Consider the following 23,598-nt stretch of genomic DNA (forward strand, 5'->3'; position numbering starts at 1 on the left):
CCCCCGCTTTCTATTTCAAACCAACTATTGTCACGCCGCTTCCGCCTTCACCTGCTGAACCAAGCCGAGTTGATTTTACATTTGGATGCTCTTTCAATAAAGATTGGACACCCTTCCGAAGAGCCCCTGTCCCTTTTCCGTGTATGATGAATACTTGTGGATATCCAGCCAGTAAGGATTCATCTAAAAACTTATCAACAGCGCGTAAGGCATTTTCATAACGTTCGCCTCTCAAGTCAAGTTCCGGCTTTGTGACTGATGATCCTTCAACTTTAACGAATGGTTTCGGTTCACGTTTCTTTTCGGCCTTGATCGGTTCAAGCTCATTCGCTTTAACCGTCATCTTCATGATCCCAATTTGGACTTGATATTCATTAGAACCGACTTTCTCTACAATATGACCCTTTTGGTTTACAGTCAATACTTTCACTTCTTGCCCTGGTTTCAGGTTTTCTGGTGCCTTGTTCGTTTGTTTCACTTTCTTTTTCAATTTCGAATCGAAATCCGGAGTCGCCTCGTCCAAACGTTTTTGCGCTTCAATCAGTTTGTGCTCTTTTACATTCCCATATTCTTTTTGATACGTACGAAGCTCCTTTAATATAGCATCGGCTTCTTTTCGTGCCATTTCAACTGATTGCTGCGCCTCTTTTTCAGCCTTTTCATAGAGCTTTTCTTTGAACTGCTCGAATTCTAGCAATTTTTTCTCTAAATCATGTTTCAAAACTTCTGCTTCTTCATGAAGTTCTGTCGCTTCCGATCGTTCACGTTCTGCTTTTTTCTGAGCATCTTCTAACGAAGCAATCATAACATCGATCTTGTTGTTATCTGCACTGATATGAGCTCGTGCATTCTCGATGATTTTCTCATTCAATCCGATTCGCTTTGAAATTTCAAAGGCATTACTTCGTCCAGGCACCCCGATCAATAAACGATACGTAGGACGTAATGTTTCTACATCAAATTCCACACTCGCATTCATGACACCTTTCCGATTGTAGGCATAAGCCTTCAATTCACTATAGTGGGTCGTCGCTACCACCTTGGCCCCACGTGCATTGACGTAATCGAGGATTGAAATCGCAAGTGCAGCACCTTCTGTTGGATCCGTTCCTGCACCTAATTCATCAAAAAGCACCAACGACTTGAAGTTAACTTTATTCAAAATGTTCACGATGTTGGTCATATGGGAAGAAAACGTACTTAAATTCTGTTCAATGGATTGTTCGTCTCCGATATCTGCATAGATCGCCTCGAACACCGTTATCTCGGACTCCTCCTCGGTAGGGATCTGTAATCCCGACTGAGCCATCAAAGACAATAGACCAATCGTCTTCAGAGTGACCGTCTTTCCTCCCGTATTCGGCCCAGTTATAACGAGGGAATTATATTCTCCTCCTAACTCGACATTAATCGGTACGACTTCCTCAGCTGGAATCAATGGGTGCCGTGCACGCTTCAAATCGATATATTCTTTGTCATTCAAAATCGGTTTTGTAGCCTTGATTGAATGGCCGTAACGGGCTTTAGCAAAAATGAAATCAATTTCCGCGAGGACTTTGACGTTATGGCTGAGAAAGCTTGAAACTTCAGCGACAAGCTCTGTCAAGGCTTTCAATATCCGTTGGATCTCTTGATTTTCTTTACTTTTAGCCTCTTTCAACTGGTTATTGATCGTTACAACAGCCTGCGGTTCAATGAACAATGTAGCACCCGAGGCTGATTGGTCGTGGACCATTCCGCCAAATGCAGACCGATACTCCTGTTTGACCGGAATGACATAGCGATCGTTACGGATCGTAACAATGGCATCGGACAGCATCTTTTGAGATTTTGAGGAGCGTATGATCGATTCCAGCTTTTCACGTATACGAGACTCATAGCTTCTCAACTGCTGGCGGATCGTTCGCAATGCTGGACTTGCCGAATCCATCACGTAGCCTTGATCATCGATGCAGTCTTTGATTTTTGTTTCGACCTCCATCAATGGATCGATTTGCTCCACAAGATCTTGGAGGATCGGGAGGTCAATTTCATCTTCAAGCATACTTTCTATAAATCTTTTGAACCTTCTCCCTCCAAAAATTGTGGTTGAAATATCGACCAATTCTTCTGGATTGAGGATTCCTCCGATTTCACTTCTTTTGAGAGAGGCTCGTATGTCACGAATCCCACCTAATGGAACATGCCCTTTCAAGCGTAGGACTTGTACACCCTCATCTGTGCTGCTCTGTTGATGGACAACATTTTCGAAATCCGTCCATGGGATCAAATCATTGATCTTTTCTTTTCCTAAGGACGAAGAGACGTGCTCGAGTAGCTGTTCTTTGATTTTGTTATATTCTAAAACTCTTAAAATTCGTTCATTCACTTGTAAGCCCCCTGTTAACAATTCACTTACTTATGCCTTTCTAAGAAAGTCTTGAATTCTTCCAAACTGTAAGCGTTCAGGACATTTTCTTTTTTCAGCAACGCCTGTTGACCGACACATACACCGATTTCCATATGATCCAAAGTATCCCTGACATGGGCATCGGTATTGATTGACAGCTTCACCCCATGTTCCTGGGCTTTTTCAAGCCATTTCGGGGCAAGGTCCAACCGGTTCGGATTCGCATTCAATTCCAGCGCCGTATTTGTTTCAGCAGCCATATGAATCAAACGATCGAAATCCACAGGATAGCCATCTCGACGTCCAATGATTCTTCCAGTTGGATGTGCAATAAGATCCACATGAGGATTATTGAATGCCGTTTCCAAACGTGTCATAATTTTTTCTTCACTTTGTGAGAAGGATGAATGGATCGAGGCAATGACAAAATCCAGCTCTGCTAATAGTGAATCGTCATAATCCAATGATCCATCCGGTAATATATCCATCTCAATCCCGGAAAATATCGTGAAATCATCCCATTTCTCATTAACTCTTCTAATTTCTTCTTGCTGTTCTTTGATCCGTTCTGGAGTCAGACCATTAGCGACACGCAAAAATTGAGAGTGGTCTGTGATGACGATATGGCTGTATCCTCTATTTCGAGCAGTTTCAGCCATCTCTTCAATGGAATTAGCACCATCACTCCACGTCGTATGCATGTGGAGATCACTCTTAATATCTTCAAGTTTAAGATAATCGACTTTGTTTTTAAAAAGTTCAAGTTCGTCTTTTCCCTGTCTTACTTGAGGAGGTATGAATTCCAATCCAAAGTGGTTGAAAAATGCTTCTTCGCTTTCAAAAGTCTTGATCTCTCCGGTTTCTGTATCTTCAACACCATATTCACTTATTTTTTCAGAGCGCTCTTTCGCAAGCTGTCTAATCTTCACATTGTGTTCCTTCGAGCCTGTAAAATGATGCAGTGTTGACGCAAATTCTTCTGGTTTTACAAGACGGAAATCGACCGAAATATCATAATCATAAGTGACGACTACAGATACCTTTGTCGTCCCTGAAGCGATAACCTCCGTTACATTCTCAAGCGTTTCGAGCTGTGGAGCGACTTCTTCAGCAGCATTGGTACCGATGATGAAATCGATATCCTTGATCGTTTCACCATAACGGCGCACACTTCCTGCCCTGGAATAACGCTCCACACCTTCCAGCGATTCAAGCTGTTCTTCAATTCTGTCCGTAATCGGTAACATCATTGCGATTGGAAGACGTTCTGGCCGCTTACCGAAATCTTCGATAGCTGCCAGGATCTTCTCTTCTGTTTTCTTTCCAAATCCTTGCATCGATTGTACTTTATTTTGTTCACAAACCGCTTTCAATGACTGGATGTCTGTTACGCCAAGTTCATTATAAAGCTTCGCGATCTTTTTACCACCGAGCCCAGGCAAATGGATCAAACTTAGCAAACCTGCTGGTAAATCTTCTTTCAACTCTTCCAGCAAAGAGGATTCTCCGGTTTCTAAAATTTCTTCAATAACGGATAATGTCCCTTTACCGATCCCTTTTATTTTTGAAAGGTCGTCCATTTCAGAAATCGTCCTAGAATCACTTTCCAATGCCTGTGCGGCTCTTCGATAAGCCGAAACTTTAAAGCTGTTTTCACCTTTTATTTCCAGGTATAGAGCAATCTGCTCCAAAATCCTTATAATTTGCTTTTTATTCATCAGGTACCCCTCCCTTTGTCCAGTTCATCAAAGGCTGTTTTCTAAAAGTTTGTTGTTAATTGAGTACTGATAAGGAGATAAATGAAAGACTATAGTAATGGAAAAATGCGAGACTCCTGTGGGAAAGCAAGCTAAGCGAGACCCCGTAAGCGAGTTACCGAGCTGAGAAGGCTTGCAGATTGCCCACGGAAAGCGGCATATTTCCAATTTGTAAAAAACAACAATAGATTGGAAACAGACTTACAAAAAAACTGGAATGTAGAAAAAGGGCATGACTTATAAGTGTCAGCCCCTTTATCAGTTAGATCTTCGTATTGATTTCTGCGATCCACATGCTTTTTATTTTTTCAGAAAAAACCGGTGTATGCTCTACCATCGCTTTTGCAATAACAGAATCCCCCATAGCTGACTGAACCGATGTAAGCGGAACGAGGGCAGCAATGTAAAGAAAAAGGAAGATGACCAAATACACCTCTACAAAACCTAACACGCCTCCCAACCAGCCATTGATCGTCCTCAATATAGGAAGATCCGCAAGGAAGTCCAACATCGAACCTAAAATCTGCAAAAGGATCTTTGTAGCAAAAAACAACATCGCGAACGCAATCGCACGATAATACGCATCCTCTAAAAATCCAGCATTCATGAAAATCGCGAGACTGCTTTCCTCTGACACAGTTGGATAAGGAATCCACAGCCTCAGTTTTGGAGCTAATTCATCGAAATAAAGATAAGCAATGATAAATGCAGCAATGAACCCAGTCAAATGGACAAGCTGCAGGATCAATCCCCTTCTAAGACCGATGAAAAAACCTACCACCAATACCCCTATTAAAATCAAATCAATCATTTGTTATTCCTCTTTCTGTTTCTCTAATTGCCTGACACGTTCTTGTAATTTCAAATAATCACTCGTAATATTGACGGCTGTCAGGACAGCTAATTGCTTCGCATCAAGATTATTGCTTTGATGTCGAATTTCTCTCATTTTCTTATCGACAATCGATGCTACTCTGTTGACATGTCCTGCATCTTCTTCACCAACAATAGTGTATTGCTGACCATAAATATGTACAATCGTTCGATTACCGTTAGACACCCAAAAGCCTCCTAACTCGAAAATAACTAATCATTATCTTAACACGAACTACTGAGAATGGGAATAATGAGACTCCATGGTTTGACATATTATTACAAAACGATAATCCTTCCATTTTATTTTACTGAATATGTTAATGTGATTTCAACCTATTTCTATTCGCATGCCTCTGCCACCTTCGTTATAATTATGTTAAGTCTTATCGTTAAGAGGAAATCAAGTGAATTTCGCAAAAATCAACAATAAAGTAATAACAAAGCCTATTCTAAAGGAACGAAGGTGACTCATGGAATGTCTCATGCCGTATTGAAATTGGATAAAGCACAACTCAATAAAATAAAAATTGAATATCACCCATACATACAATCGAATGTTCCTCAGGGAGGTCTATTTGTCGCAAAAGTGGAAGGATGTACAATCACCGCTTACAAATCAGGAAAAATCCTATTTCAGGGTCCTGCTGCTGAACAAGAATCATCCCGATGGAGTGAAGGGGAAACTGTACTAAAAACAAAAGAGGTAAAAGGCCGGAAAAAGCATGCCTACCTACCACCAGAACAAGTCGGATCAAAGTCCATGATCGGTTCAGATGAAGTCGGTACAGGTGATTTTTTCGGACCAATCACTGTCGTAGCCGCATTTGTTTCAAAAGAACAACTACCACTTGTCAAAGAGCTTGGTGTGAAGGATTCGAAGCTTTTGAAGGATCCACAAATCATCGAGATCGCAAAGGATCTTATCCAAAGTATCCCCTACAGCCTATTGGTGCTGGACAATCCGAAGTACAATGAACTGCAAAGCAAAGGGATGTCACAGGGGAAAATGAAGGCGAAGCTCCATCAGAAGGCGATCAGCAACGTACTCGAAAAAATATCCGGTCCAGATACGGTTGAAGGAATCTTGATCGATCAATTTTGCGAACCAGATATTTATTTCAGACATACTAACTCGCAGCCTGGCACAAACCCTCCCATCTATTTTGAAACGAAAGCAGAAGCGCTCCACCTTTCTGTAGCTGCAGCCTCAATCATCGCCCGCTATGCTTTTCTCAAAAAGATGGATGATTTATCCGATTCGGTTGGTCTTCCGCTTCCTAAAGGAGCTGGTCCACATGTCGATGAAGCAGCGGCAAAGGTCATCTTCAAGCATGGCGTAGATGTTTTGAAAAAGGTAAGTAAAACTCATTTCGCCAATACGCAGAAAGCATTGAAGCTAGTTCAGCAAAAGCGCAAAGGATGACATAAAAAGTCGCCGAGATTAATCCGATTTGGATTTTTTATGCTGTTATCTAAAAGTTCGTTACTTGGTTGAAACCAAAATGAAAAGAAGGGTAGACGCCATTCAGGTGTCTACCCTTTTCTCATATCAGCCTCTCATTGTTGCATTGAATTTATCTTTCACGTAACTGAGGACTTTACTGTGTACTTTTTCAACATCTTCATCTGTCAGAGTTTTTTCAGGATTGTAATAGGTAAGAGAAAAAGCGACTGATTTCTTCCCTTCATCCATGTGCTCCCCTTCATAGAGATCGAAGATGGATACTTCTTTTAATAATTCCCCGCCTGCAGCTTTGATTCCAGATTGGACATCTCCAGCACGGACATCCTGATCAAGGATCAAAGCGATATCTCGTGAAATCGACGGATAGCGTGGTAAAGCTGAATATACTACCGGCTCTACATCCGTACTAAACACTACATCTAAATCAAGCTCGAATAGATATGTTTCCTTGATATCCCACTCTTTTTGGTCAGCAGGATGCAACTGTCCGACAACCCCGATTTGGTATCCGTCAAGCAGGACGATCGCAGTACGACCAGGATGGAATCCATCACGTTTAGCCTGTTGATATTCAATTCGATCACTTACACCAAGCTTTTTGAACATACCGTCCAGCACACCTTTGACGACGTAAAAATCGACAGGTTTCTTTTCTTGCTGCCAAGGATGCGAATGCCATAACCCGGAGAATGCACCAGCAAGCTTCTGATGTTCATTCGGAAGCTTTGTCAAGTTCTTCTCATCTGACAAATATGTTGAACCGACTTCAAAAATGGCAACATCGTTCAACTGACGGTTCTGGTTATATTGCACAACTTCCAATAGCTGCGGCAGCATGGTACGACGTAAAACTGCACGTTCTTCACTCATCGGCATTGATACTGAAATGTAAGCCGGTTGCTCTTCTGTAGCCAACCCGTGATAAGCGTTTGCCTTCTCTTTTGTAGTAAGTGAATACGTAAGTGCTTGATAAAGCCCGACGCTTTCAAGGTAACGACGTACTTTACGTCTTTTCGATTGAGCTGGAGTCAGACCTCCAGTTGTTGTCGCACCTTCAGGTAGAGTTGTCGGGATTTTATCATAGCCATAAATCCGTCCAATTTCCTCAATCAGATCTTCTTCCAACGTTATGTCTGGACGCCTGGCTGGTACTTCGACCCTGAACTCATCCCTTTCGTGTTCGTATGAAAACCCGAGTCGATCAAAGATCTCATGAATTTCATTCGTTTCTATCGATGTACCTAAAACTTTATTTGCTCGTTCACCACGAACAATTACTGTTTCTGGATCGACGAATCTGGGGCCTGCTTCTACGATCCCTTGAAGAACTTCACCGCCTGCTAATTCAACCATCAATTCAGCAGCACGATTGGCTGCTTCATAGACACGATTGCGGTCAATCCCTTTTTCAAATCGTGTAGAGGATTCACTTCGAAGTCCGAGGTCTTTCGACGATTGACGGACACGAGAAGGATTGAAGTAAGCAGCTTCCAGTAAAATCGTCGTCGTTTCATCTGAAACCTCTGAATCTGCTCCACCCATCACACCAGCAACAGCGACTGGCTGTTTACCGTTCGTAATAACTAGATGGTGCCCCTCAAGCTTACGATTTTCATCATCTAATGTCTTGATTTCTTCTCCAGGTGCTGCTCGTCTGACAAGCACTTCCTTTGACCCAAAACGGTCATAATCAAAAGCATGGAGCGGCTGGCCATATTCAAGCAGGACATAGTTTGTAATATCAACGACATTATTGATTGGACGGATACCAGCTGAAATCAACCGGTTTTGCATCCATTCAGGTGATGTTCCGACTTTAATATTACGGATTACTTTTGCCCCATAATATGGATTGTCCTCATAATTATCAACCTGGACTGATACATAATCAGATGCCGATTCACTATTTTCATTCAACGTCGGCTTTGGTAATGTCAGCTCTCTTTCAAAGACAGCTGCAGTTTCATATGCGACTCCGATCATATTCAAACAATCAGCACGGTTCGGTGTAAGACCTAGTTCTAAAATATGATCATCTAGATTCAGGTAGGAGAGCGCATTCTTCCCGATTTCTGCTTCTTCCTGCATCACATAAATACCGTCCGCAAATTCTTTAGGTACCATTTTCGCATCTACACCTAGTTCTTCCAGGGAACAAATCATACCGTTCGAAACTTCGCCGCGAAGTTTCGCTTTTTTGATTTTGAAATTACCAGGAAGAACTGCACCGACTGTTGCAACCGGAACATTTTGTCCAGCAGCTACATTTGGAGCACCGCAAATGATTTGTACTGGTTCCTCTTCCCCAATGTTCACTTGACACACATTCAATTTATCAGCATTAGGATGTTGTTCACACTTTTCAACATGGCCGACAACTACGCCCGAAATGCCTTGATTCAAAGACTCGACTCCTTCCACTTCGATACCGCTTTTCGTTATACGATTAGCAAGCTCATCAGGTTGAATACCGTCGAGATCCACATATTCTTTTAACCAATTATAGGATACTAACATGAATTACACTCCCCGTGATCAACTTCTTATTTTTTGGAACTGTTAATTTCATTATTAATTTCCGGGAAATCCACTCCCTTTTTGCGGGCGATCCTCAAGCTTCCTCACTTGCACAGGATGTACTGACTTCGATGTTCACCACAGGACGTACTTGTACAGGATGTACTGACTTCGACGTTCACCATAGGACGTGGTGGTATTTAGTCGAAGTTCATTATTATAGTCGAAGTTCCTTATTATAGTCGAAGATCCTTTTAAAAAAGTGCGAAGTCTCGCCTGCTCGCTTTTCCCGGCAGGAGTGTCGCGAATTTCCCTCTAAACATTATTGTTTCGTAATAGTGCCTATCTGTTAAGCGCGTTTGAATTGTTCCAGGAACCTAAGATCATTCGAATAAAAATGACGAATATCATCAATTCCATATTTCAGCATCGCTATCCGTTCTGGTCCCATACCGAATGCGAAACCAGTGTACTCTTTTGGATCGAATCCAGCCATTTCAAGGACATTCGGATGGACCATACCAGAACCTAGAATTTCGATCCAGCCTGTTTTTTTACAGATTGAACAGCCTGAGCCGTGACATTTAAAACAAGAGACATCGACTTCGACTGATGGTTCAGTGAATGGGAAAAAGCTTGGGCGCAGGCGAATTTCACGTTCTTCTCCAAACAATTTCTGCGCAAATAACGTCAATGTCCCCTTCAAATCACTCATCCGGATGTTTTTATCCACTAAAAGTCCTTCGATCTGCATGAATTGGTGGGAGTGTGTCGCATCATCTGTATCACGACGGTATACCTTACCAGGACTGATGATTTTGACAGGACCTTTCCCTTTATGTTTTTCCATAGTCCGCGCTTGAACCGGAGATGTCTGTGTCCGTAGTAACAAGTCTTCCGTGATGAAGAATGAGTCCTGCATATCTCGTGCAGGGTGGTTTTTCGGAAGATTCAAGGCCTCGAAGTTATAATAATCGGTTTCAACTTCAGGTCCCTCAGCGACAGAAAAGCCCATTCCTATAAAAAGATCTTCAATTTCTTCGATTACAGCAGTAAGCGGATGTGCATTCCCCTGTCGAACCGGGCGGCCCGGCAATGTTACATCGATTGTCTCGTTACTCAACTGCCGATCTAGTTCTTCTCTTTCAAGCTTCTTTTGCTTCGCTTCTACTTTAGTCGTGATAGCCTCTCTTACTTCATTAGCAAGCTGCCCCATTTTAGGTCGTTCTTCTGCCGGGAGTTTCCCCATACCTCTTAAGACTTCAGTAATCGGACCTTTTTTACCTAAATACTCTACACGAATATCCTGCAATTCTTTTAAAGAAGAGGCCTGTTCAATCTTTTCTACAGCTTCCCCTTGCAGGGTCATCAAACGATCTTGCATAACTGGTTCCTCCTTTATCTTCGTAACTTGATACCAATGTTTTTTATCTACATCATGTAGTAGCAGCAACGATAACAACAAAAAAACCTTCATCCCAGAAAGGGACGAAGGTTTCGCGTTACCACCCTAATTAACAGCCCAAAAACCAAAAGCTGCTCACTTCATTATGTAACGGTTTCCCGGCACAATCTTAGCTCATCGAAAAATCGATCAGTGTTCGAAAGGCAACTCCGGAGTGAATTCCACCATATCCACCATAAGCACGCTCCCAGTCTCTGGCGTACTCTCCCTGAATGGCGATCCTTGATGTACTACTTTCCATCATCGTCATTTTTCAATATATTTAGTTAACTACACTGTATTATAAGGAATCAAAAACGTTCCTGCAACTATTATCGCCTTATTTATGCTCTTTTAGACCATATAACAATATACCGGCAGCAACTGCAACATTCAGCGATTCCGCTCGCCCGTAAATCGGCACGTAAAGGTTTTGATCAGAACTGGCTAAAAGATCTTCATGTACCCCATTCGCCTCATTCCCTAAGAGCAGTGCATATCCACTCGTATCTTTTATGGACGTATACGGTACACCACCTTGGAGTGACGTGCCGAATACCTTGATTCTGTTCTCTTTCAACCGAGGAATCCATTCAGCTATATTCCCTTTTACAACTGGCAAGTGGAATACTGATCCCTGAGTCGATCGAAGCACCTTGCTATTGTAAAGGTCTACCGTTCCATTACCTAGGATCACACCGTTAGCGCCTGCGCTTTCAGCCGTCCGTATGATCGTCCCTAAATTACCAGGGTCCTGGATGCCATCAAGTAAAATATACGTTCCGTCAGACGTGATTGTCATATCGTCAGTTGATGCTTGGACAATAGCTACTATGCCTTGCGGTGACTCAGTATCAGCCAGTTCTTCAATAACAGATGGTGCAGCAATCCACGTGGTCACATTCCCCGTATGCCAACCAGAAGGGATTCGAAATGATTCCTCTATGATCAAATCTGTTACTTCCGCGTTGTGCAGCAATGCTTCTTCAATCAAGTGCGGGCCTTCAATGATGAATGCCCCTGCTTTATCTCTGCCTTTTTTTCGTTTTAACTTTTTCCATTCCTTGACTCGTCCGTTTTTAGGAGATGCAATCCGGTTCATCTTTTTCATTCCTTAATCGAAAATAATAATGCTATTATACGTGATATTCATACATAATCCAATTCAAGTGGATAAAAACTATCAACATACAAATGCTATGTACATCATTCCTAAACCAAAATCAGAGGTGAAAAGTAATGGATCTGAACTTACGAAAAGCAGTTTTAGCAAACGTTTCTGGAAATAACCACGAAGAATTAGAGAGTACGATCGTTGAAGCGATCAACAGCGGTGAGGAAAAGATGTTACCTGGTCTAGGTGTCCTTTTCGAAGTCATCTGGCAGAACTCAGATGAATCAGAAAAAAAGGAAATCCTCGAAATTCTTTCAGAAGGACTTCAATAATACGAAGTCAACCAGCAAAAATAGGACTCCTCATGGGTCCTATTTTTGCTTTAGGCTGTTTTCTAAAAGTTTGTTGCTAATGGAAAGTTGTAAAGAAAGGGGCTGAAAGATATGCCAGTGTAGATATGTGAGACTCCTGCGGGTAAGCAAGCTAAGCGAGACCCAGCACGTGAGGAACGAGATGCGGAAAGCGAGTGTATATTTCCAAACTCAAAAAACAGATTTAAGATTGTATGATCTGTTGGACTGTTTTTTCATCAAGACCTTTTACAAGTTCAACCATCAGCCGTACAGTATGGTCATAGTCATCCCTGTGGATCATGGATGCATGCGTATGCAAATAGCGGGTGGCCATTGTAATAGAGATGGCAGGAACACCGTCATGAGTGATATGGATATTCCCGGCATCTGTTCCTCCGCCAGGTGTTGTATCAATCTGATAAGGGATGTTATTTTTTTCTGCTGTTTCAAGAACGAAGTCCCGTAATCCTTTATGGGAAATGGTCTTAGCATCATAAATAATGATCTGAGGACCTTCACCAAGCTTAGATAAGGCGTCTCGATCGGTAACCCCTGGGGTGTCCCCAGGAATCCCTGTATCGATTGCGAATGCAATATCGGGTTTGATCATATTGGCAGTCGTCTTCGCACCACGTAAACCGACTTCCTCCTGGACAGTACCTACACCATAAACCGTATTCGGGTGTTTGATTTTTTTCAAATGTTTCATCGTTTCAGCTACAATTGCACAACCAATCCGATTATCAAATGCTTTAGCCAGTAGCATTTTAGGATTGCTCATGACCGTAAATTCAAAATATGGGATAACGGAATCTCCCGGTCTGACTCCGATTTCCAGGGCGTTCTCTTTATCAGAAGCACCAATATCAATGTACATATCTTTGATAGGTACCGGCTTTTTCCGGGCTTCAGGCGAGAGGATATGAGGCGGTTTCGATCCGATGACACCGACCACATCACCATTCTTGGTTTTTATCGTTACACGTTGTGCGAGTAACACCTGTCCCCACCAGCCGCCAACAGTTTGAAAACGCAAAAAGCCTTTATCATCGATGCGTGTGATCATGAACCCGACTTCATCCAGATGGCCTGCCAGCATGATGCTCGGACCGTTTTTAGACCCTTTCTTTTTCGCGACCAAACTTCCGAGGTTATCACAGTATACTTCATCCGCGTAGGGTTCGATGTATTTTTTCATGACTTCTCTCGGTTCTGATTCATCGCCAGGGATCCCCCTGGCATCCGTCAACTCTTTAAGCATAGTGAGTGTCTCATCTAAATTCTTCATGAAGAACCTCCTGATGTCTAATCGTGGTGTTTTTCAATACCCCTGATCTTGACGTGTGTGGTTCACCTTGTTCTTTGATAAATAAGCGTCCTGTATCTCTTCAATGGTAAAACCTAAAATTCGTCCGATCATCAGATAGTCTTCCATTAATTGATTGTAATTATTGACGTCATCGCGATAGTTTTTGAAGGTGGTGACACTCTCATACACCTTCAAGAATGCACCGACGGCTTCTCCCTCAAAGTCATCCGGAATATGTACATGTTCTGGCACCTCATAGGGAAGGATCAATCCGATCGATAGCAAGAAATGAACGCCATCAACGTATTCTTCTAGGATGACATCTTTAGATGAAGGTGGTTTCGAACTCCAGAATTTGAAGCATCGGGTTTCATTCGCAAGCTCGCCAATTTCCACAAGCAAAGCGAGAATTTTTTTATCCAATAAATCCGCGTTTTCCAATCCCCGTTCTGATTCAATACGGCGATCGAGTTCATTTTGCATTTTGTACATTTGCTGTAAATTCAGGTCCATCATGTATCCCCTCTCCTTGTGCTTACTCAAGTATACCAAGGATCAACATAGACCTTAAGGATTTCTTCTCATCAAAAAGGGCCGAGATCCTCATATAGAGCATACCGGCACCTGTTCCGAAAAATTCATCGTGCATCCGCAAAAAAATCCTGCCATTTGTAAACCCATTCTTTCCGTCGTAAAACGTAGAACAACACTGCGAGAATACATAGGATGCTGATCATCCAATGGAGCGTCAATTGGTTCAACCAGCTTCCAAACGACGTATAAACGATAGCTAAAGGGACATTCGTATATAATGACAGCTTCGTATAATCTTTGAAATTCCTCGCGATTTCAATGATACATAAGGAGATGAGATGAAAATGAAGAAATGGGACCAATCTTAGGATGGTGATTTGTCCGATCGATAATTCAGAACGTTTTCCAAACCACCTTTCTTTCATGTTCATGACTTTACTGAATGATTTCGGTAATGATTTTACAAGTGCATAAAAATATACGCTTACCAACGTTACACCGATTATGGAGTAAATTGTACCGAACACTACCCCGAAAACGACACCGCCTAAAATACATATGAATCCGACTGGAATGAATAAGAATTGCCGTAAAATATGCAGGAATATAAACAGGACTGGGGCTAATGCACCGCTTTTACCGAGCCAATGGATGAGTTCCATCGCATGCTGTTCCATTTACATCCCCCCCATAATCAATTTATGTGAGAGTAAATGTCATTAGACCTTTACCATTCGCGGACAAGTAGATGTAAAGAGCGATCTGCAGAACTATCAAAACCGGTATCCCAATACGAAAGGACGTGTGTTTCGTCTTATGTCGGAACAACTGCATGCCTGCAAAAATGCCAACTGCACCACCTATGAGAGATACAATCCATAAATGAGCCTCAGAGACTCTCCATTGGTGTCGTTTAGCTTTTTGTTTATCGATAAACATGATGATGAGACCGTAGAGATTGATTAATAGTAATAAGGAGATGATCATCGTTTTCGTTTCCTTTTCTTTTCATTGGACTTTTTCGTTAGTGGAATGGCACTTTCAGGCTGCTTCCGGATCCACTTTACGTATTTGTGTATCTTTTCATTGCTGCGAAGAGATTTCAAATCAGGATAATGAGTAGCAAGTTCTTCATTTGTAAAAAGGGCGTGAACCTGTTTATGGCATGGAATGCATAGATTAGCTGTTTCACCGAATGTACCTTGGTACTCACGGGGCGCAGATGATGTTCTGTCGTAGTGACTCCTTGTCTACCGCACAGTTCACAAAATGATGTTATTTGCTTCATATTCAAACTCCCCTCTTTAAGTACATCCTTCTTGTTTGGATAAACCAAGTCGTCAAAGAATAAGGAGTACCCTACACTGATTTTTGCGCTCAAAATGATTCATAAAGCACTTTCACCCGGGCTTTTGCCCCAATCGGTCTTATGAAGCTCTCATAAAGCACTTTCACCCGGGTTTTTGCTTTTTTGTGGTGGGGTACTAGATACCCCCGTGAATATAAAAAAGGCTGACTACGAATAGTCAACCCCTGTTATTTAACCTTTTAGGCTATCTTTAGCTTTGTTCGCTAGTTCTGCGAATGCTTTTTCATCAGTTACAGCAAGTTCAGCTAGCATCTTACGGTTAACGTCGATTCCAGCTTGCTTCAATCCGTGCATCATACGGCTGTATGAAATTCCGTTCATACGAGCTGCAGCGTTGATACGTGTGATCCACAATTTACGGAAATCACGTTTCTTTTGACGACGGTCACGGTACGCATAGCGTAGTGATTTGAATACTTGTTGTTGAGCAACTTTAAATAATTTATGTTTCGCACCAAAATAACCTTTAGCAAGTTTTAAGACGCGCTTACGTCGACGACGTGTTACATAGCCACCTTTTACTCTTGGCATTGTAATCCCTCCAGTATTTTTCAGTAATTTGTTCAAAAAAGCAGGCGAACAGTCGCTTTTTGAACTGTATATGACGAATTAGATCATGTCTTTGATGCGCTTGTAGTCTCCGCTGGATACAAGTGCAGATTTACGTAGCTTACGCTTTTGTTTTTGAGACTTGTTACGGAACATATGGCTAGTGAATGCGTGTGAACGCTTCAATTTGCCAGTTCCAGTTTTCTTGAATCGCTTAGCAGTCCCTTTATGAGTTTTCATTTTAGGCATAGTAAAGTTCCTCCTTTGATTACTTGTTCGAAGAAATTCCGTTCATGATCCCCTTCCAATATAGAAAGTTACTTACTTTCGATTGGAGCAAGAATCAAGAACATACTGCGGCCTTCCATTTTAGGCTTGGATTCAATCGTTCCAAGATCCTCACATTCCTTTGCCATACGCATGAGCACGTCACGTCCTAATTCGGAGTGAGTGATCGCACGTCCTCGGAAACGGATGGACGCTTTGACTTTGTTCCCTTTCTCAAGGAACTTTCTCGCGTTACGAAGCTTTGTGTTGAAATCATGCTCTTCAATATTCGGGCTAAGACGAACTTCCTTCGTCGTAATTGTCTTTTGATTCTTACGCGCTTCTTTTTCTTTCTTCTGCTGCTCATAGCGATACTTGCCATAGTCCATAATTCTGCACACTGGCGGTTTCGCATTAGGGGCAACAAGAACAAGATCCAGATTTGCATTTGCTGCAATTTCAAGTGCTTCTTGACGAGATTTTACGCCAATTTGATCTCCATTGGCGCCAATCAGGCGAACTTCGCGAGCGCGAATGCCGTCGTTGACCATCATGTCTTTACTAATAATGAGCCACCTCCATCGATTTTTACAACCTAATCCTTTTCTTGTAAGTAAAGCAAATCTATTGTTTGATATACTAAAACAAATAGAAAAAGCGTCGGCGCATACAACACCCACACTGAAAGTTTCCGACTATTGATCTTTAATTGATCATCGAAAGCTGGTTCATTGTACCTGCCAACTGTACATCAGTACGTCGATCAGGTGAGAAGCGGGTGCTTCTGCTTATTTTACAAGAATATACGATTATTTCACATTAGAATCATATCATCGATGTCGCACCGATGTCAAGCCATCACGAGTGCTTCATTTCAACCTTTATAGCGTACCTGATTTCTCTACAAAAATCAAGCGTTTTTTTCATAATAGAATGGTTCTTCTTAATTGCTGGTTTCTTGCAAACTTCGCTTAAATCATGTTTGTATGGCATTCATAACCAATGACTCCAAAGAAAAAGGCTTTTTAAGTAAAGATTGTTGTTTTTCACAATTCCATGTAATGGTATGGAAAAAAAAAGAGATGACTCGTTCTGTCATCTCTCTATAAGCATCTTAGCTATGCTCAACTTCATTTTTCAGATTATCTTTGAAGCTTTCCAGTGATACAGTCTCGGAATCCTGCTCACCGTACTTCCGTACATTGACAGTATTCTTTTCGATCTCCTGGTCACCGACTACAAGCATGTAAGGGACTTTTTGCATTTGTGCTTCACGGATCTTATAGCCGATTTTCTCTTCACGGGAATCGACTTCTACACGTATACCGTTCGACTTCAATTCCTCCTGTACTTTATATGCATAATCCATATGGACTTCCGAAACCGGAATTACTTTTGCCTGTACTGGCGACAACCAAGTCGGAAGTGCACCTTTATATTCTTCGATCAAGAAGGCGACAAACCGTTCCATAGTCGATACGACTCCACGGTGGATGACGACTGGACGGTGATCTTGCCCGTCGCTGCCTTTGTAAGTCAAATCGAAGCGTTCCGGTAAGTGGAAGTCAAGCTGAACTGTTGAAAGTGTCTCCTCTTTTCCGAGTGCAGTCTTCACCTGGACATCAAGCTTTGGTCCATAGAATGCTGCTTCTCCCTCCGCTTCCACATAATTCAGATCCATATCTTCCATTGTTTCTTTCAATAAAGCTTGGGCTTTCTCCCACATTTCATCATTATCGACATACTTTTCTTTATCAACAGGATCACGATAAGAGAGTCGGAACTTGTAGTCATTGATCCCGAAGTCCTTGTAAACCTTTTGGATAAGTTGAACGACACGGATAAACTCATCCTTCAACTGATCTGGTCTTACAAAAATATGGGCGTCATTCAATGTCATTGAACGTACACGCTGTAACCCTGCAAGTGCCCCGGACATTTCATGGCGGTGCATTGTGCCGAGCTCAGCAATACGGACAGGCAGGTCTCTATAACTGTGCATTGCGTTTTTGTAAATCATCATATGATGCGGACAGTTCATCGGGCGAAGTACAAGCTGTTCGTTATCCATTTCGATCGGTGGGTACATATCTTCCTGATAATGATCCCAGTGACCGGAAGTCTTATAAAGTTCAACACTACCAAGGTGAGGAGTATAGACATGGTCATAGCCAAGCTTCACTTCAGTGTCTACGATATAGCGTTCGATGACTCTTCGGATCGTCGCACCTTTCGGAAGCCAGATCGGCAGCCCCTGGCCGACTTTTTGTGAAATCGCAAAAATTTCTAATTCTTTACCCAGCTTACGGTGGTCACGTTCCTTCGCTTCTTTGAGGAAATGCAAATGCTCTTCCAACTCGGATTTCTTATTGAACGCAGTTCCATAAACTCGTTGCAGCATTTGATTGTCACTGTCACCTCTCCAGTAAGCACCCGAGATATTCATCAATTTGAATACCTTTAATTTGCTTGTTTGCGGCACATGGACACCTCGGCAAAGGTCAGAAAATTCACCTTGGTGATAGAATGTGATCTTATCACCTTCAGGAATTGCCTCAATCAATTCGACTTTAAGGTCATCTCCCAGTTCCTCATAGCGTCGGATCGCCTCTTCACGACTCACTTCCTCACGAGTGATTTCAAGGTTTTCATCCACGATTTTCTTCATTTCTTTTTCAATCTTCGGAAAGTCTTCCTCAGTCAGCCTGTGCTCCATATCTATGTCATAATAAAATCCCTTTTCGATTGTCGGACCTACACCAAGCTTGATTTTTTGATCGGAAAAGACACGTTTGATCGCCTGTGCCATAAGATGTGCTGTACTATGACGAATGATTTCAAGCCCTTCTTCAGAATCAGGCATGACAATTGTAATCGCTCCGTCCTGTTCAATCGGTTGACGTAGATCAAGCAATTGATCATCGAGTTTTCCGGCGATAGCTTTCTTTTTCAATCCAGGACTGATCGACGCAGCGATTTCTTCTGTTGTTACGCCTTTATCGAACTCCTTGACTGCTCCATCTGGAAAAGTAATTTTCACCTTTGACATGGTCATTCACACTCCTACTTTAATAAATACAAATATAAGTTAACTAGTCTTGCGCAAACTAGAAACAAACCTTTTAACCATTAAAATGGAATTAAAAAAACACCCATCCCTGGAAAAGGGACGAGTGTCTACTCGCGGTTCCACCCTCGTTCCGGCAGTCGCATGCCGGCACTTGGAATCATTTAACGGTCATTTACCGTCAACGGTTACTAGAAGTTCTCCGTTGAAGTTCAGAGGTGGTAAGTACTTTTCACTTGGTGAAGAGATTTCAGCAGATTCTCTTCTCTCTGGAAACCAGTATCAAAAGACTCATATCCTCATCATTACTTTGGTATTGGTAATTGTTATGTAGTATTATATTCAGTCTACCAAAGAAAATCAAGCCTAAAAATACCAAAATATATATTTTTGTCATTTTACTGCAAATTTACGATTCGGTAGGATACGGACACGCTCTTGAAATACATTCTGAATAGTGCGGTTCATTGAATCATCATCCGAATCCGTATAAAGATAAATCTTTTCTGGCGCAATCTCGATTAGCACCTTCAGTAAATCAGAAGCGATTGAATCCAGATATGCTTTAGCTTTCCCGCTCACCAGCTGTTCCATATCTGCTTCCGTCAGTTCATAATAATGTTCATTATAAATTCTGAAACGTTCTCCTTCAAACTTAAGATGTACAGTTGAAAACAAGGACACCCTTGACTTCACGAACTGCCTCAATTGATTAATGAAATCTTGATATTCCTGTTCGAATTTAAATTCATCTATTGCACATTCGATATATTTGGTTAAGAGTTCCCTGTATGGTTTAAGACGGAATTGTAAAAATGATTCATAAGAAAAGATCATTTCGGAATCAAAAAAATCCTCTAATGCACTGACGATCATATCTTCTCTTCGTGGGAAGCCCCTGACTAATGGGATGTTTTCAGGGTTTCCTTCGATCAGGGACTGTGTAATGGATAAGATTTGAAGCTGTTCATCTTCATCCGTGAAATAAAATTCGGTTTCCAAAATCCTTAAAATCCAGGCATCTTCTCTAGTACGAATAATATGTTTCGCTAAAAAAAGTAATATTGTAGGCTTCAACATGTCACTAACCGGATCCCTGGAATCTAAATAAATGTCCAACGCATTCTCATCAGTATAGTGAATCTTTATGGGAGTCGACCGGTTGGGTATGTTTTGATTATTGAGTAATTTAGTGATTCGTTTAAACAAATAATGGCCTTCCTTTTCATCCAAGAAATGAATCGTAACCAACCTTAATCCTCCTTGTCCACAATCATTGTTACAATATATGAACGACAAGGAAGATTATTCTAAGGAATGGCTTTTAAATTTGTCTATGTTCGTTGGGCTACTGAAGACTCATGCTAATTCCACCGGCCACCTCGCTTGTTCCATTGAACCTAAGTTGCACCAAATCGTTTATGGACACAGGAGACCTTATTTGATCAAAATACTATGATTTTACAAAACTAACGGACATGAGAGACCTTATTTCGTAATTATCGGGGAAAATCAGCTGCTGTGTTCACAAATAGCGGCTCTGGTGTCCGCCAAAATTCTGAAATGCCGTCTTTTTCATAGGTTCTGATAAAGGACTTTGTTGATTTTAAGCGAAATTTGCGACACTCCTGCGGGAAAAGCGGTCGAGGTGAGACCCCGCCGTTTTTAAAAGGATCTTCGACTATAATAATGAACTTCGACTAAATACCACCACGTCCTATGGTGAACGTCGAAGCCAGCATAAGGAAAGCTACTAAGAATTCTCATCGCAGACACGAAAATGATTTCATTTTTGTGTTGAGATCCTGTGCAAGTGAGGAGGCTTGCGAAAGTGGGTTAATGCAGAGACGTGATGTCTAGCTCAGCGACCAGTCACTTGGATCACTCCAAACTTCCTGCGGCGGTCGACACATTGATTAACATCCTTATGAGTCGGCCCACGCAGAACCAAGTCTTTGTTTGGTTCGAGCCTCCTCGTCCGTTTTCCAGTGACCTTCGTGACTAATCGGGTCGCTTCCGCTTTTCGTTTGCCCGTGGAAAGTGAGTGAATTTCGCAGAAATCAACAATAAAAACGAACAATGCCTTTTCATAAATAACGTCTCTGGGCTCCACTAAACCATGACTGTAAATTCCGCATTAAAAATAACAAATGTATAAAAAAGGGGCTGTCCCAAAAGTAGCTGAGTACCCCTCAACTTAACAACATTTTGAGAAAAATCGTGGAAATGTTGTCTTAGAGGTGTCTGACACTTTTCTTTTAAGACAGTCCCTTCTAGACTATTTATGTGTTCTTCTGTTTTCACCGCCAAGTGAGATCGGAGTCGTGAAATGCTTGATCCGTTCCATAATCCGTTTGGCCTTCAATTGTTCAATCCCGCCTTTTTGAGAATAGGCAAGATGCTCCTCAAGCTCTTCATAATCGTAATTAGAAGTATAACAAGTTGGCAGCTTTTCCATCATACGGTATTGGAGAATTGATCCCAATACTTCATCCCGGATCCAACTAGACATGGTTTCCGCACCAATATCATCAAGAACCAATACAGGCGCTTTCTTAATCACATCCAACTTTTCATCGACTGTTTGGTCTCCGATTGACGTTTTCATTTCTCTGAAAAAGTCAGGCGTATATACAAGGATCGTCTGAATGTTCCTCTTCGCGAGAGAGTTGGCCATTGCACCCATGAGAAAGGTCTTTCCAACTCCGAATTGTCCATGGACATAGAGACCTTGGGATGAACCTTCTGGACTCGTGACAGCTTTTACAAACTCCGCTGCCTTTAAAGTCGCTTGATACCTCTCTGTGTCTTTCTTATCGAATTGTTCAAAGGTGGCTGAAAGAATATCTTTCGGAATGAAATAACTTTTGATCAACGATTGGAGATTCTCCAGCTCATCGTGAGCAATTTTATTATGACAACGGTTATAAGTTACATCAATGATTTGACCGTTGATGAAAAGCTGGGGTTCATACCCTTTCAGCATATTTTGACAACGCTCCAAGTCAAGACAACTCTCACAATTTTTAGATCCTTCCACAAACTCCAGTAATCTTGGAAGACTCCGATCGATCATTTGATTCGTGATTTCGGGATGAGCCTGATGAAAAGCTTTCCAATCGGGGTGCGCCAATACCTTTTTCTTCACTTCGATCAATTCTTTTTCTACTTTCGGACGATCAGCAAAACCTTTCATTGATTCTGATATTGATTTCATATGGTACACCCCCTATAGTCCTTTCAAATATTCTTCAAGCCATTTTTCATCAGTTTCTGAAACCTGTTGATTTTCCTTATCTGTTTTAGGCGAGGCCATCCACTTCGGAAGCTTGTCTTTTCTGATATTCTTCTGTTGGACTGGTCTTCCTGCCTTTGACTGTTGTTTAAAGGATTGATAACTTTTATGTTCTGCTTGGGCAAGTTCCATCGCTTCTCTTACAGATGAAATTTTCTTACGTTTCCACTGACTTGCGATTTTTTCGACATGAGCGTGGATCAATTTCATATCATTTGTATTCAACACATAATCGATCAGCACATTTATGACACCTGCTGAAAGCTTCTGGTCGAACATGATTGAGTCGATCAACTTGAGATCGGCACTAGCGGCACGACCTCCCTCGCTGTATTTTTCTAGCAATGCACGAGGGGATATCGTTTCAAACGTCTTTATCATCATTTCCTGTGGTGTTAACTCTTCTTCATTATTACGGACCGAATTTTCCTTTTGCCTACGTTCACTAAGACGTGGTAATTGACCTGGTTTTTCAATCTTGTACCAGCGCTGGACCTCTTGCCTTAACGAGTACGGGGTAAGCTGTTCGTCCCTGAAGTAGGCTTGTTGTACGATACTGCTCATTTCCAACGGTGAAATTTGATAAATGAACGCAAGGCGATGAATGGATTCCCGGATGCTTTCCGTTAAAACCTCTGATGGTATGATGAAGCTGCTCAAGTCCCGCACAAGCGCATTGAAATCGAAGTCATCCTCCGAAAAGTTTGGAGCATTCCCTTCCGTATTCTTCGCACGGTCATTTTGGGAAATGGACTGGTTGATCTCTGAGTCTGTCGCCGCTCTGATCTCGGATTCATGTAAAGAGGAAAATACATCGTTGAAACTAGCAGTAACATCCTCGTATTCATCATGAGTTTCAGTTGTGAAAATAAAGCGGTTCCTGACTTCAAGATACCTTTGCTTTCCCAAACGGCCATATAAATAGACACTCAAAACATCGTCCTGGAAAAATTGCTCCGGTTTTAAAATCGGCTGTAATTCATATATGAAAATGCGGTCATCTTCAATCTTTTTCCGATAGGTCTTCAATAGTCCGATGGCCTCTAGCTTTTTCCGTTCTTCAAAGATCTGCTGCATATTCATTTGTGTCTGTTTCATCAACGTATGGTGTGAAGTTGCTCCATTTAGGTTTTCGCTGAAAAGGGTCATGTATAGGCTGTATGCTTTGGCACCTACCAATGGTTGATACAACAGTGTTACCATTTTCAATTCTTCAGCTTGTATCCGTCCACTGCTATACACTTGAAAGCGATCGACAGGAAGTAATTCTTTCCAATGATTTTCCATCTACTT

Annotated in this window: 20 protein-coding genes, 1 pseudogene and 3 other annotated features; of the genes and pseudogenes, 2 read left to right on the top strand and 19 right to left on the bottom strand. The window is 41.8% G+C overall.

From position 1 onward, the window contains the following. Positions 1-10: 10 nt before the first annotated feature. From KOL94_RS10285 to zapA, 4 genes are all read right to left on the bottom strand, one after another. Complete coding sequence (locus tag KOL94_RS10285) at positions 11-2,368, bottom strand: endonuclease MutS2 (RefSeq protein WP_221566342.1); 2,358 nt, start codon at positions 2,366-2,368, stop codon at positions 11-13. 26 nt (positions 2,369-2,394) lie between these two features. Continuing rightward, a complete protein-coding gene (polX, locus tag KOL94_RS10290) occupies positions 2,395-4,107 on the bottom strand; it encodes a DNA polymerase/3'-5' exonuclease PolX (RefSeq protein ID WP_221566343.1) in 1,713 nt (570 codons plus the stop codon). Positions 4,108-4,408: 301 nt separating this feature from the next. Then, the gene (locus KOL94_RS10295) at positions 4,409-4,957 is read right to left on the bottom strand and encodes a CvpA family protein (RefSeq protein WP_221566344.1); all 549 of its coding nucleotides are present in this window, start codon (positions 4,955-4,957) and stop codon (positions 4,409-4,411) included. A gap of 3 nt (positions 4,958-4,960) precedes the next feature. Next, positions 4,961-5,206, bottom strand: coding sequence for a cell division protein ZapA (gene zapA, locus KOL94_RS10300; protein WP_221566345.1), 246 nt, complete (start codon positions 5,204-5,206; stop codon positions 4,961-4,963). A 291-nt stretch (positions 5,207-5,497) separates the two neighbouring features. On the opposite strand from zapA, the gene rnhC reads away from it, so the two are divergent. Beyond that, positions 5,498-6,445, top strand: a complete 948-nt coding sequence (gene rnhC / locus KOL94_RS10305; RefSeq protein ID WP_221566346.1) for a ribonuclease HIII — start codon at positions 5,498-5,500, stop codon at positions 6,443-6,445. Between the two features lie 126 nt (positions 6,446-6,571). On the opposite strand, the gene pheT is transcribed toward rnhC, so the two are convergent. The 3 genes from pheT to KOL94_RS10320 all read right to left on the bottom strand — a co-directional run bounded on the left by pheT (position 6,572) and on the right by KOL94_RS10320 (position 11,550). Then, positions 6,572-9,004 carry a phenylalanine--tRNA ligase subunit beta gene (pheT, locus tag KOL94_RS10310; protein WP_221566347.1) on the bottom strand — a complete coding sequence of 811 codons (2,433 nt, stop codon included), beginning with the start codon at positions 9,002-9,004 and terminating at the stop codon, positions 6,572-6,574. A 349-nt stretch (positions 9,005-9,353) separates the two neighbouring features. After that, complete coding sequence (pheS, locus tag KOL94_RS10315; RefSeq protein ID WP_221566348.1) at positions 9,354-10,388, bottom strand: phenylalanine--tRNA ligase subunit alpha; 1,035 nt, start codon at positions 10,386-10,388, stop codon at positions 9,354-9,356. 97 nt (positions 10,389-10,485) lie between these two features. Continuing rightward, positions 10,486-10,722, bottom strand: a binding site (T-box leader). A gap of 66 nt (positions 10,723-10,788) precedes the next feature. Then, complete coding sequence (locus KOL94_RS10320) at positions 10,789-11,550, bottom strand: TrmH family RNA methyltransferase (protein WP_221566349.1); 762 nt, start codon at positions 11,548-11,550, stop codon at positions 10,789-10,791. A gap of 137 nt (positions 11,551-11,687) precedes the next feature. Between KOL94_RS10320 and sspI the strand changes: the two genes are divergently transcribed. Continuing rightward, positions 11,688-11,894: a small acid-soluble spore protein SspI gene (gene sspI / locus KOL94_RS10325; protein WP_221566350.1), complete on the top strand. Its 207-nt coding sequence runs from the start codon at positions 11,688-11,690 to the stop codon at positions 11,892-11,894. A 223-nt stretch (positions 11,895-12,117) separates the two neighbouring features. On the opposite strand, the gene KOL94_RS10330 is transcribed toward sspI, so the two are convergent. The 12 genes and pseudogenes from KOL94_RS10330 to KOL94_RS10380 all read right to left on the bottom strand — a co-directional run bounded on the left by KOL94_RS10330 (position 12,118) and on the right by KOL94_RS10380 (position 23,592). After that, positions 12,118-13,203 (bottom strand): M42 family metallopeptidase, encoded by a 1,086-nt coding sequence (locus tag KOL94_RS10330; protein WP_221566351.1) that lies wholly within the window; start codon positions 13,201-13,203, stop codon positions 12,118-12,120. Positions 13,204-13,236: 33 nt separating this feature from the next. Continuing rightward, positions 13,237-13,740, bottom strand: a complete 504-nt coding sequence (locus tag KOL94_RS10335) for a dUTP diphosphatase (protein ID WP_260412274.1) — start codon at positions 13,738-13,740, stop codon at positions 13,237-13,239. A gap of 122 nt (positions 13,741-13,862) precedes the next feature. Then, positions 13,863-14,435, bottom strand: a complete 573-nt coding sequence (locus tag KOL94_RS10340) for a TVP38/TMEM64 family protein (RefSeq protein WP_260412275.1) — start codon at positions 14,433-14,435, stop codon at positions 13,863-13,865. Positions 14,436-14,457: 22 nt separating this feature from the next. Further along, the gene (locus KOL94_RS10345) at positions 14,458-14,745 is read right to left on the bottom strand and encodes a DUF1294 domain-containing protein (protein ID WP_221566352.1); all 288 of its coding nucleotides are present in this window, start codon (positions 14,743-14,745) and stop codon (positions 14,458-14,460) included. Next, a pseudogene (locus KOL94_RS25240) lies at positions 14,742-15,046 on the bottom strand (HNH endonuclease). The gene KOL94_RS10345 and the pseudogene KOL94_RS25240 overlap by 4 nt, the downstream one beginning before the upstream one ends. A 252-nt stretch (positions 15,047-15,298) precedes the next feature. Further along, a complete protein-coding gene (gene rplT / locus KOL94_RS10350; RefSeq protein WP_221566353.1) occupies positions 15,299-15,658 on the bottom strand; it encodes a 50S ribosomal protein L20 in 360 nt (119 codons plus the stop codon). Positions 15,659-15,736: 78 nt separating this feature from the next. Continuing rightward, positions 15,737-15,925: a 50S ribosomal protein L35 gene (gene rpmI, locus KOL94_RS10355; RefSeq protein ID WP_221566354.1), complete on the bottom strand. Its 189-nt coding sequence runs from the start codon at positions 15,923-15,925 to the stop codon at positions 15,737-15,739. A gap of 68 nt (positions 15,926-15,993) precedes the next feature. Next, complete coding sequence (infC, locus tag KOL94_RS10360) at positions 15,994-16,497, bottom strand: translation initiation factor IF-3 (RefSeq protein WP_221566355.1); 504 nt, start codon at positions 16,495-16,497, stop codon at positions 15,994-15,996. Between the two features lie 91 nt (positions 16,498-16,588). After that, positions 16,589-16,739, bottom strand: a sequence feature (ribosomal protein L20 leader region). Between the two features lie 318 nt (positions 16,740-17,057). Continuing rightward, positions 17,058-18,992: a threonine--tRNA ligase gene (gene thrS, locus KOL94_RS10365; protein WP_221566356.1), complete on the bottom strand. Its 1,935-nt coding sequence runs from the start codon at positions 18,990-18,992 to the stop codon at positions 17,058-17,060. Positions 18,993-19,105: 113 nt separating this feature from the next. Next, positions 19,106-19,325, bottom strand: a binding site (T-box leader). Positions 19,326-19,403: 78 nt separating this feature from the next. Then, complete coding sequence (gene ytxC / locus KOL94_RS10370; protein ID WP_221566357.1) at positions 19,404-20,261, bottom strand: sporulation protein YtxC; 858 nt, start codon at positions 20,259-20,261, stop codon at positions 19,404-19,406. Positions 20,262-21,288: 1,027 nt separating this feature from the next. Further along, positions 21,289-22,227, bottom strand: a complete 939-nt coding sequence (dnaI, locus tag KOL94_RS10375) for a primosomal protein DnaI (RefSeq protein WP_221566358.1) — start codon at positions 22,225-22,227, stop codon at positions 21,289-21,291. A 12-nt stretch (positions 22,228-22,239) separates the two neighbouring features. Further along, positions 22,240-23,592, bottom strand: a complete 1,353-nt coding sequence (locus KOL94_RS10380; protein ID WP_221566359.1) for a replication initiation and membrane attachment family protein — start codon at positions 23,590-23,592, stop codon at positions 22,240-22,242. Positions 23,593-23,598 lie beyond the last annotated feature (6 nt).

Origin of the sequence: Alkalihalobacillus sp. TS-13 (genome assembly GCF_019720915.1) — a bacterium.
In the GTDB taxonomy this organism is placed as follows: Bacteria; Bacillota; Bacilli; order Bacillales; family Fictibacillaceae; genus Pseudalkalibacillus.